12 protein-coding genes are annotated in these 10,479 nt (G+C 69.3%); 7 read left to right on the top strand and 5 right to left on the bottom strand.

What is annotated here, in order from left to right; translation table 11 throughout:
* Window positions 1-601 precede the first annotated feature (601 nt).
* Complete coding sequence (locus tag ABTZ59_RS31165; RefSeq protein ID WP_351420698.1) at window positions 602-775, bottom strand: hypothetical protein; 174 nt, start codon at window positions 773-775, stop codon at window positions 602-604.
* A gap of 124 nt (window positions 776-899) precedes the next feature.
* Here ABTZ59_RS31165 and ABTZ59_RS31160 point away from each other — a divergent pair, with 124 nt between their 5' ends.
* From ABTZ59_RS31160 to ABTZ59_RS31140, 5 genes are all read left to right on the top strand, one after another.
* The gene (locus ABTZ59_RS31160; RefSeq protein ID WP_351420695.1) at window positions 900-1,730 is read left to right on the top strand and encodes a helix-turn-helix domain-containing protein; all 831 of its coding nucleotides are present in this window, start codon (window positions 900-902) and stop codon (window positions 1,728-1,730) included.
* Window positions 1,727-1,933 carry a DUF397 domain-containing protein gene (locus ABTZ59_RS31155; RefSeq protein ID WP_351420690.1) on the top strand — a complete coding sequence of 69 codons (207 nt, stop codon included), beginning with the start codon at window positions 1,727-1,729 and terminating at the stop codon, window positions 1,931-1,933. The genes ABTZ59_RS31160 and ABTZ59_RS31155 overlap by 4 nt, the downstream gene beginning before the upstream one ends.
* Before the next feature lie 79 nt (window positions 1,934-2,012).
* On the top strand, window positions 2,013-2,219 hold the full coding sequence (locus ABTZ59_RS31150) for a DUF397 domain-containing protein (protein ID WP_351420687.1): 207 nt from the start codon (window positions 2,013-2,015) through the stop codon (window positions 2,217-2,219).
* Between the two features lie 207 nt (window positions 2,220-2,426).
* Window positions 2,427-2,744, top strand: coding sequence for a hypothetical protein (locus ABTZ59_RS31145; RefSeq protein WP_351420682.1), 318 nt, complete (start codon window positions 2,427-2,429; stop codon window positions 2,742-2,744).
* Window positions 2,745-2,952: 208 nt separating this feature from the next.
* Complete coding sequence (locus tag ABTZ59_RS31140; RefSeq protein WP_351420679.1) at window positions 2,953-3,705, top strand: TetR/AcrR family transcriptional regulator; 753 nt, start codon at window positions 2,953-2,955, stop codon at window positions 3,703-3,705.
* A 23-nt stretch (window positions 3,706-3,728) separates the two neighbouring features.
* On the opposite strand, the gene ABTZ59_RS31135 is transcribed toward ABTZ59_RS31140, so the two are convergent.
* The 3 genes from ABTZ59_RS31135 to ABTZ59_RS31125 form a co-directional block, all read right to left on the bottom strand.
* Window positions 3,729-5,282: an ABC transporter substrate-binding protein gene (locus ABTZ59_RS31135; RefSeq protein WP_351420676.1), complete on the bottom strand. Its 1,554-nt coding sequence runs from the start codon at window positions 5,280-5,282 to the stop codon at window positions 3,729-3,731.
* Window positions 5,283-5,434: 152 nt separating this feature from the next.
* Window positions 5,435-6,784: a metallophosphoesterase gene (locus ABTZ59_RS31130; RefSeq protein ID WP_351420672.1), complete on the bottom strand. Its 1,350-nt coding sequence runs from the start codon at window positions 6,782-6,784 to the stop codon at window positions 5,435-5,437.
* 11 nt (window positions 6,785-6,795) lie between these two features.
* A complete protein-coding gene (locus tag ABTZ59_RS31125; RefSeq protein ID WP_351420713.1) occupies window positions 6,796-7,080 on the bottom strand; it encodes an SCO4848 family membrane protein in 285 nt (94 codons plus the stop codon).
* A 163-nt stretch (window positions 7,081-7,243) separates the two neighbouring features.
* On the opposite strand from ABTZ59_RS31125, the gene ABTZ59_RS31120 reads away from it, so the two are divergent.
* On the top strand, window positions 7,244-8,542 hold the full coding sequence (locus ABTZ59_RS31120) for a D-alanyl-D-alanine carboxypeptidase family protein (RefSeq protein WP_503003788.1): 1,299 nt from the start codon (window positions 7,244-7,246) through the stop codon (window positions 8,540-8,542).
* On the opposite strand, the gene ABTZ59_RS31115 is transcribed toward ABTZ59_RS31120, so the two are convergent.
* Window positions 8,490-9,500, bottom strand: a complete 1,011-nt coding sequence (locus tag ABTZ59_RS31115) for a YihY/virulence factor BrkB family protein (protein ID WP_351420667.1) — start codon at window positions 9,498-9,500, stop codon at window positions 8,490-8,492. The genes ABTZ59_RS31120 and ABTZ59_RS31115 overlap by 53 nt on opposite strands.
* A 196-nt stretch (window positions 9,501-9,696) precedes the next feature.
* Between ABTZ59_RS31115 and dprE2 the strand changes: the two genes are divergently transcribed.
* Complete coding sequence (gene dprE2 / locus ABTZ59_RS31110) at window positions 9,697-10,452, top strand: decaprenylphospho-beta-D-erythro-pentofuranosid-2-ulose 2-reductase (RefSeq protein ID WP_351420664.1); 756 nt, start codon at window positions 9,697-9,699, stop codon at window positions 10,450-10,452.
* Window positions 10,453-10,479: the final 27 nt, after the last annotated feature.

The following is a 10,479-nucleotide window of genomic DNA, read 5'->3' as shown; positions in this document are numbered from 1 at the left end:
AGCGGAATCGGCGCAGCCGACGCGACGAAGGAGCGCCCTTGACGCCCAACCCGCAACCGCGAAACTGAAACCCAGGGGCGGCCCCCACCCGCCATGACCGACCCCGGCCCACCCCGACTACCCCTCGGCACGAACCCACACCCACACCCACACCCCGGCCCCGCACCCCACCCAACCTCACCGCATGCGCCCCTCCTCCGGCGGCGGGTGGCCGAAGATCCGCTCGAACAGGACGGCCTCATCCGGCTCTGGGAACGCGCTGATCAGCGCGCGGTGGAGCCGCCGATACGCAATGCGCTGCCTACGTCGCTCCACCAACCACGCGACAACGCCGGACCACCACCGCCTGTGCCCGTGCCTGTGCCTGTACCCGTGCCCGTGCCTCACAGCCGACCACCCCCGCCGACTGACGGCGCCGCCGACGGCGGCCCGTAGTCCGGGCACTTCGGATTGCCGCACTCGCACGGCGGCCACTTGAGCGCCGACGCGGGGGCCAGGTCCGCCCCTTCCGCACCAGGAACGCCCTTCCTGACCACGAGGACGCCATCCGTTCCGAACGTGGCGATCAGCAAAGACAGGCGCCGCCGCGCCTCACTCCCCGTCATGCGACCAACCGCCTGAGCCCGCGCTCCACATGCTCCAGCAGTGCGGGAGTCGGTTCGGCGAAGTGCCGTGGCACCCACCCCGGCACCAACCGCCAGAAGCCCCCCGCCTCCACCGTCGCGGCCAACTCGTCCGGGTCGTCCGGGCTCGTATCGGTGGCTTGTTCAGCCATGAGAGATATACCTTCCGTTATCGCGCGCTTGCTTTGTGTGTTCAAGCTTCGGCACCGCCGAGCGCGCCCAACAGGTAGGCAACTTGGACTCTGGAAGGTGTCCAATGAACATTCGGGAGTTCAAGTGACTGTCGAAAACGAGACCGCAGAGACAACCGACCCCGCCGTGTCACCACTCGCTCACTTCGGGGCCGAAGTACGGCTGGAGCGCGAGCGACTGGACATCTCACGCGCGGAGTTGGGCAAGGCGGCGTGCTGTAGCTATTCGCTCGTGGCGAAGATCGAGGCCGGGAAACGGGTACCACCGCTGGACTTCGCCGAAGCGTGTGACCGAATGTTTCCGCACTCCAACGGGCGCTTTGCGCGGCTCTGGCCGCTTGCCCTGCGGTGGGCCTTCCCACCGTGGTTCCGCAGGTATGTAGAACTGGAGTGGACTGCCACCGCGATCTCCATGTTCCACCCCCAGCTGGTGCCTGGGCTCGTACAGACCGAGGAATACGCGCGGGCTGTGCTACGAACCGGACGTCCCACGAACCTTGATGACCTGGTGACTGCTCGCATGGAGCGACAGCGTGTCCTCGCCCGCGAGGATCCGACCAGGCTGTGGATCATTCTGGACGAGGGCGTTCTCCGGCGTGCTATCGGTGGCAAGCACGTCATGAGAGCACAGCTCGAACAATTGCAAGCTCTGGCGGAGACGCCGCGGCACGTCATCCAAGTGATCCCCAAGACCATTGCGGCGTACCCCGGATCGGGTTCTCCGTTCGGGCTCTTGTCTTTCAGCGAAGGATCAGACGTTGTGCATGTCGACGGCTTCCCAAAAGGCTACGTTCTGGCCGATCCAGACGATGTGGCCACGGCCTACGATGCCTATGATCTGCTTAAGGCAACAGCTCTGCCACCGGACGAGTCGGCCTCCAAGATCGGCTCCATTCTGAAGGAATGCTATTCATGACCGAGCCGATCCGCGTACCGGAACAGGCCTGGCGTAAGTCCAGCTACAGCGGCAGCAACGGCGGCGAATGTATCGAGGTGGCCCACGGCATCGCCCACACCGTCCCCATCCGCGACTCCAAGAACCCCACCGGCCCCATCCTCATCACCTCCCACACCTCCTGGACCACCTTCCTCGCTCTTGCCAAGGCCACCACTGTCTAACCACAACCACGAAGTGCCGTCACCACGCCCCCAGCGAGTCGGTACACATGACCGGCTCCGTCCTGAAGGACCGTCACACATGACTAAGCCCGCCTCCATCCCGGAAGAAAACTGGCGGAGTTCCTCCTACAGTCAGAGCAACGGCGGCGAGTGCATCCAGGTGGCCCACGGCATCGCCCACACCGTCCCCATCCGCGACTCCAAGAACCCCACCGGCCCCATCCTCGTCACCTCCCACACCTCCTGGACCGCCTTCCTCCCCTTCGTCAAGGCCACCACCGTCTAACCCCGCCGCCAAGACCGTCGCCCGAAGCTGACCCGCTCCAGCCAGAAGTCCGGCAACTTCGCGCAGCCCGCCCCATCCGCCAGCGCCGCCCCGCCGCCCCCGCCGCCAGCGCCGGTTGCGCCGGTTGCGACCGGCGGGGGACGCCGAGAATCTCCCGACGGCCGTCGGTATGGGAACCGCAGGGTGTGCCCCGCGAGTTCATCTGTCATGACGAGCACGGTGTGGCAGATCGCAGGGGGCGTGGTCGCCCTGGGCGGGGCCGTGTTCCTCGTCGACCGCGTGCTGCTGTGGATGGAGAGACGAGGCTGGGTCTACTGGCGCAAGCGCAAGGGTCTGTCCTCCATCGGCATGGACTTCGCACAAGAGATCACTCCCGGGGCACAGGCCGGCAAGCACGCCATGGAGCAGGAGCGGGTGCGCAAGAACGTCAGGCCGGCGGACGAGCCGCCCTTCCGGATCGATCTGGACGAGGGCGTGGTGCGCGTTCGCCGTGCGGGGCTCGGGCACGACGGGCAGGGCTCGTAGGGCCCGGTCCGGACCCGCTCGTAGCCTCACCGATGCCGTCTGCGCGCTACGCGTCCTCCGCGCTCATCATGGTGCGCCACTCTCCCCGATGCGCCGCCGCCCGGCACCCGGTTTTCCGCCCCACCCACGCGCCTTCCCATGGGTCCGCACCGCACCGACCCGCAAGAGTGCCCGAACCACCCGCTCCTTCGCACTAGGCTCGGTCGGTGTGAAGGACAAGCCCAAGGCAGCGAAGGCAGCGGCCAAGGCTCCCGTCCCCAGGAGCGAGCGGACCCGCACGCTCATCCTCGAAACCGCGCTCCGGCTCTTCCAGGAGCGCGGTTTCGACAAGACGACCATGCGGGCGATCGCCGCGGAGGCCGGGGTCTCGGTCGGGAACGCGTACTACTACTTCTCGTCCAAGGAACATCTGGTCCAGGGCTTCTACGACCGGATCGGCGCCGAACACCGGCTGGCGGCGCGGGCCGTGCTCGACCGGGAGACCGAGTTGGAGGCGCGCATGGCCGGCGTGCTGACGGTCTGGATCGATGTCGCGGTCCCGTACCACGAGTTCGCCGCGCAGTTCTTCAAGAACGCCGCCGATCCCGAGAGCCCGCTGAGCCCCTTCTCCCCCGAGTCGGAACACGCGCGCGACGCGGCCGTCGCCGTCCACCGCGAGGTGCTGGCCGGTTCGAGGGCGAAGGTCCCGGACGAACTGGCCGACCTGCTCCCGGAGTTGATGTGGCTGGCCCAGATGGGACTGGTCCTGTACTGGGTCTTCGACCGCTCCGAGGGCAGCGAGCGCTCACGCCGGCTCGCGGCGCGCGGCGCCCGGCTGACCAGCAGGGGCATCGCGCTCTCGCGGTTCCGGGTGCTGCGGCCGCTCGTACGGGAAGTGCACGAGCTGTTCGAGGACTTCCTGCCGGGGATGGCCGAGGTCGCCGCGACCCGTGCCTCCCGGAAGCCGCAACCCCAGAGCTGACGGCCCCGGGCCCGGGGCCGCCCTCACAGCCAGCCCAGCTGCCACAGCCGCCAGATCCCGGTGCCGTCCGACAGATACTGCGCACCGGTGACATCACCGCTGCTCAGTACGTAGTCCTTCTTCTGCCACAGCGGCACCACCGGCACGTCCTCGGCCACCACCTGCTGGATGGCCCTGAAGTCCTGCGAGGCCCGGGCGCGTTCGCCGTACTGCTGCGTGGACTCGATCAGCCGGTCGACGCGGTCGCTCACGTACCCCGTGCGCAGCGTGGAGTCCCGGCCGACCAGCGGCTGGATGAAGTTGTCCGGGTCCGGGAAGTCGGGCAGCCAGCCGACGGTGTACGCGTCGTACTGCCCGCTGGTGTAGCCCTTCTGGAAGGCCGTCCACTCCCGCTCCACGATCTTCACCTTGAAGAGCCCGGTGGCCTCCAGTTGCTTGCGCAGTTCCGTCGCCTCCGGCGCGGCCGAGCCGCCGTCCGCGTGCGCGAGCGTGAAGGTCACCGGGGTCTCCACGCCCGCGTCCGACAGCAGTTCCCTGGCCCGCTTCACGTCCGGCTCCGGGTAGGTGTCGAAGAACGGCGTGGTGTGCGACGTGATGCCCTGCGGGATGAGCGAGTAGAGCGGATCGACCGTCGAGGCATAGACATTGAAAGCGATCTTGGACCGGTCGACGATCGCGGCGACCGCCCGGCGTACCGCCTTGTCGGCCATCGCCGATCCCTCGCGCACATTGAAGACGAGGTTGCGGATCTCGGCGCTGTCGGCCTCGTTCATCCGGATGTCGTCCTTGCTCGCGTCCAGCCCGGCGATCAGCGACGGCGGCAGCTGACGGTGGGTGACATCGACGGTACGGGCCTCCCAGGCGGCGGCCAGCTCGGCGGACTTCTTGAAGTAGGTGATGTCCACCGGCCCGTCGACCGCCGCGATCGCGCCCCGATACAGCGGGTTGGGCTCCAGACGCGCCGAGGAGCCCGGCGCGTACGCCTTCAGGACGTACGGCCCCGAGCCGTCGGTCTCCGGGTCCGTGCGCAGCCCGTTCGCCGGGTAGCGGGTGTGGTCGACGATGGCGCCCGCTCCGGTGGCGACCTTCAGCGGGAACGTCGCGTCACGGGAGTCGAGGTGGAAGGTGACGGTCAGACCGTCCGCCTCGACCGACTTGAGCGTGGCGAAGAGGGACTGCGGACCGACGTCCGACTTGATGGCGAGCACACGGTCGAAGGAGTACTTGACGTCCTCAGCCGTGATCTTGTTGCCATTGGAGAACTGAAGATCGTCCCGCAACTCGCAGCGGTAGGTCTGGAGTTCACTCCCGACGAAACCGCAGGTACGGGCGGCGTCCGGAACCGGCGTGACCGAACTGGGTTTGAACGTCAGCAGTGATTGGTAGATGTTGCTGAACAGCGCCCAGGATCCGGCGTCGTACGCGCCGGCCGGATCGAGCGAGGTGACCACGTCGGTCGTACCGACGGTGATCGCTTTCTGGTCGGTGTCGCGGGACGGAAGCAGCTGCCAGCCGCCCACCCCCGCAACCACCAGCACAAGAGATGTGATGAGTATCCGAAGACGGATCGGCCGCATGTGCAGTGCCCCTCTATCACGCCCACCCCTGACCGTGATGGCGCTCACCCAACCACACGGCATCCGTCGGCGGAAGAGAAATCCCGGGCCCCACAGGCAACGGTCGTGTTAAGTGTGCCGGGACAGGCCCTGGGGCCTGTCCCGGCACGGTCTCAGGCGCTCCGCGAGGCCAGTTCCACGATGGTGATGTCGGAGGGGGCACCGACCCTGACCGGCGGGCCCCAGGCGCCCGCGCCGCGCGACACATACAGCTGGGTGTCGCCGTACCGCTCCAGACCGGCCACGGTCGGATTGGCCAGACCCGCGAGAAGGTTGCCCGGCCACAGCTGGCCGCCGTGGGTGTGTCCGGAGAGCTGGAGGTCGACGCCGTAGCGCACGGCGTCGTCGATGACGACGGGCTGGTGGGCGAGGAGTACGGACGCCCTGGCCCGGTCGCGGTCGTCGAGCGCCTTCGCGAAGTCGGGGCCCGCGCCCTCGCTCTCGCCCGCGACGTCGTTGACCCCGGCGAGATCGAAGCCGGGGATCTCCACGCGCTCGTTCTCCAGCGGTCGGAGGCCCAGTTCACGGACGTGGTCGACCCAGGCGCCGGCGCCCGAGAAGTACTCGTGGTTGCCGGTCACGAAGAACGAGCCGTGCCGGGCCTTCAGACCGGCCAGGGGCTCGGCCGCCGGGCCCAGGTCCTCGACGCTGCCGTCCACCAGGTCACCGACGACGGCGATCAGATCGGGCTGGGTGGAGTTGATGGTGTCCACGATGCGCTGGGTGTGGCCGCGGCCCAGGATCGGTCCGAGGTGGATGTCGCTGACGACGGCGATACGGAAGCCATGGGCGCCGCGCGGCAGCTTGGCGAGCGGGACGGTGACGCGCTTGACGCGGGGGCCGCGCAGGACGCCGTACGTGCCGTATCCGACGGTCGCGAGCGCGGCGGTGGCGGCGGCGCCGCCGACGACACGGGAGACGAACAGGCGGCGGGAGGGCGCGGGGTTGGGTGCGGTGGGTGCGGTGGGTGCCGTGGCCGGCGGTTCCGACGGGTGTGAACCGCCGTCGGATATGCCCGTACCGGCTCCCGGGCCCGGCCCAGGGCCCTTGTCCGCGCCGGCGCCCACCGGCGTACGTGCGACCGCCTGCGCCCCTGCCTGTGCCCCCGCCCCCGCCTGGGCCTCAGCCCCGGCCGACGCGTCCCGGCGCTCCAGCAGCCGCCGCAGCAACGGCCGTACGGCCTCGCCCACCAGCAGCGCGAGCAGCAGGTAGAGCAGCACCGCCAGCCACAGAAAGCCCGGCCAGGCCAGCACCTGCTGGACCAGGAACGGCATCCCCGAGCGCCCCGAGACCATGGCGCCGACCGACAGTAACGGCAGCACGACCGCGGCGACGGTGCCCAGCCGCCGGGCGAGGCCGCCGGGGCTGGTCGTGTCGCGCACCAGGCGCCGCCAGAGGTACCAGTGCGCCCCTGCCACCAGCGATACGGCGGCGAGCGCCCCCAGAACGATCACGACGACCACGAACAGGCCCCTTATCCCAGTTTTTCACGGTGTTCGCGCTGTTCGCGCAGTTCACGCTGTTCGTTCCGGAGCGCGCGCACACTACGGAACCCGATGACGCCAACGGCCGTCCCCAGAAGAAAGGACACGATGGCGAGCGTCAGGTGCACCCAGAAGTACCCCGTCGGATCACCGGCGTCGTCGAACGCGAGTCCGCTGCCGTCCTGCCACAGGTTCTTGACGAAAGTGATCCAGATGAACCAGCTCCACACCCCGAACGCGAGCAGGAACCAGGACACGGGGCGGTTGAGCTTCATGGATTCAGTATCACCGGCGCCTTCCGGCCGACGGCAGCCGGGTCCTGAGGGCGGGCGGCCGGGCCTGCACAAGACGCGGTCATCCGCTACGCACACGCCGGTAATGGGGCCGATCAGCCCACCCGGGTCGGCACCGAGGTCCGGGCCATGTACGTTTTCGATCGTGTCCGCTTTGAAAAAGACCGCGTTGACGGTCATCGCCGCCGCATTGCTTCCCGTGATGACCGTCGTACCCGCATCGGCCGACGGCAAGGTCGACGGGCCCGACAACAACAACCAGCCGAAGCCGCCCGTCTCCATGTCCTCGGTCGGCGGGGCCAAGCTCGGCCGGGCGGGTACGCAGGTGAGCCTCGGCGCGGGCGCGCCCGTTCTGCCCAAGCAGTTGAGCGGCCGGTCCTGGATCGTCGCGGACGCCGAGTCGGGCGCGGTTCTGGCCTCGCACAACGCCCACTGGCGGCTCCCGCCGGCCTCCACCCTCAAGATGCTCTTCGCGGACACGGTGCTGCCCAAGCTGCCCAAGGACGAGGTGTACAAGGTCGGGCCGACCGATCTCGCGGGGGTGGGCGCGGGCAGCAGCCTGGTCGGTGTCAAGGAGAACCTCAAGTACTCCGTCCACGATCTGTGGCTGGGGGTCTTCCTGCGCTCCGGCAACGACGCCGTCCATGTGCTCGCCGAGATGAACGGCGGGGTACCCAAGACCGTCAAGGACATGCAGAAGCACGCCGAAGAGCTCCAGGCGCTGGACACGCAGGTCGTCACCCCTGACGGCTACGACGAGAAGAACCAGGTCTCCAGCGCCTACGACCTCACCCTGATCGCCCGCTCCGGACTCCAGAAGAAGGACTTCCGGGAGTACTGCTCGACCGTGACGGCCAAGTTCCCCGGCGACGTGAAGCAGGCGAAGGAGGGCGAGAAGGTCGAGAAGGACAAGAACGGGGACCCCAAGCGCGACTCGTTCGAGATCCAGAACACCAACCGGCTGCTGACCGGCGCCCCCGGCGTCGCCACGTACAAGGGCATCGCGGGTGTGAAGAACGGCAACACCACCCACGCGGGCGCGACCTTCACCGGTGTCGCCGAGCGCGACGGCCGGGTACTGCTGGTCACCGTCATGAACCCGTCCTCCACGGAGGGCCAGGCGGTCTACCAGGAGGCGGCGCGGCTGCTGGACTGGGGCTTCTCGGCGGCCGGGAAGGTGACTCCGGTCGGTGAGCTGGTGCCGCCCAAGTCCGCCCGGCTGAAGGCCTCTCCGAACCCCACCGCCGTGGGAGCGGATTCGGCCGGGGCCGGCAAGGTCACCGAGCCCGCCAAGTTCGCGGCCACGAACGGCGAGGGCACGGGTGGCGTCGGGACGGCTCTCGCCGTCGTGGGCGGGGTGCTGGTCGTCCTGGGAGGCGCGGTGTTCCTGGTCAACCGGCGCTGGCCGCTGCCCGACCTGGTCCGTCGCCGCTCGCGCGAGTAGAGCCGGCGGCGCGGTTGCCGTCGCCGTTGTCCCGCCGCCGCTCGATCTCCGGCCCGGCATCCGCCTCGTCCGCCGTGCCCGTCTCGTCGGCGGGCGCCGTCTCGTCCGTCTTGCTGCCGGTGGCCGTCCAGGCGGCGCAGAACAGCAGCAGCTTCGCCGTGAAGTTGATCCACAGCAGCAGCGCGACGGGCACTCCGAACGCGCCGTACATGCTCTTCGCCGCCACGCCCCGCATATAGCCGCCGAGCAGCAGCTTGAGCAGTTCGAAGCCGATGGCGCCGATGAGCGCGGCGACGACGAGCCGGCGGCGCGGCGGATGGACGCGGGGCAGCAGCGTCAGTACGTAGAGCAGCAACAGGAAGTCGGCGAGGATCGCCACGGCGAGGGCGGCCACCTGGAGCAGGACGCCGCCCGCGCCGTTCTCGGGGATGCCCAGCCGCTCGGCGGTCCAGCCGACGGCGGTCGAGCCGAAGCCCGAGGCCCCGAGCGAGGCCAGCCCGACCGCTCCCAGACCGAGGAGCGCCACCGCGTCCTTGCCCTTGAGCAGGAACGGATTGCCCTCTTTCGTGTCGTCCAGTTCCCAGACGGCGCGCAGACACTCGCGCATGGAGCCGACCCAGCCGATCCCGGTGAGGAGCAGTACCGCCCCGGCCACCACTCCGACGGTGCCCGCGTTGGCCACCAGACCGCTGATGTCCAGTTGTTGGGAGATGCCGGGGACCTGCTGCGCGACGCTGTTCTGGAGCCGGTCCAACTGGCTCTGGCTGAGCAGCGCGGCGCCGATCGCGGCGCCCACGGTGATCAGCGGGAAGAGCGCGATAAAGCTGATGAACGTGATGGCGGCGGCCAGCCGTGTCCAGTGGACGCGGTCGAGCGTTTCGTACGAACGCCAGGCGTGCGTCCGCATCAGCCAGGCCACGAACGGGCCGACAAGGGGCAGTTTCTTCAGCCAGTCCATGAACGACGTGTACCCCCAGATCGGAAAACGAGCGCGAGCTTCGCGGCAAAGCCCGCAAAGAATGCAGTATGGGGCGATACGGTCATTTCACCTCGGACCTGTCGCGCCGCCTGTCGCTGTACCCGTGGCCGTAACCGCCTGTTCGCACTGCTGCTCTGCTGCTCTGCTGCCCCTACCCCCTGAGGAGCGATTCACGATGAAGGACGCCTTCGGCACCCCGCGGTCCCTGCTCATCCTCGGCGGTACGTCGGAGATCGGACTCGCCACCGCGCGCCGGCTGATCGCCCGCCGTGCCCGTACGGTCTGGCTGGCGGGCCGCCCCTCCCCCGCCCTGGACACCGCCGCCGACGGGCTCCGGACCCTGGGCGCGGACGTCCGTACCGTCGACTTCGACGCCCTGGACCCGGGCTCGCACCTGGACGTGCTCGGCAAGGTCTTCGCGGAGGGCGCCATCGACATGGTGCTGCTCGCCTTCGGGGTCCTCGGCGACCAGGCGCACGACGAGGCGGACCCGCTCGCGGCGGTACGGGTGGCGCAGACCAACTACACCGGCGCGGTGTCGGCGGGACTGGTGTGCGCGGGCGCGATGCAGACGCAGGGGCACGGTTCGCTGGTGGTGCTGTCGTCGGTGGCCGGTGAGCGGGCCCGGCGCGCGGACTTCATCTACGGGTCGAGCAAGGCGGGCCTGGACGCGTTCGCGCAGGGGCTGGGGGACGCCATGTACGGCACGGGGGTGCGGGTCATGGTCGTAAGGCCCGGCCCCGTACGGCCGAGGACGACGGCCGCCCGGCCGGAAACGCCGCTGGCCACCACCCCGGAGGCGGTCGCGACGGCCATCGAGCTGGGGCTGCGACGGCGCTCGGAGACCGTGTGGGTGCCGGGGGCGCTACGGGTGGTGATGGCGGCGGTGCGCCATCTGCCGCGCCCGCTGTTCCGCAGGCTGCCGATCTGAGCCGGCCGCGGCGGGCACCGAGGGGCG

It is taken from the genome of Streptomyces sp. NPDC094034 (assembly GCF_040303865.1).
In the GTDB taxonomy this organism is placed as follows: Bacteria; Actinomycetota; Actinomycetes; order Streptomycetales; family Streptomycetaceae; genus Streptomyces.
This window is presented reverse-complemented; position numbering and strand designations above follow the sequence as displayed.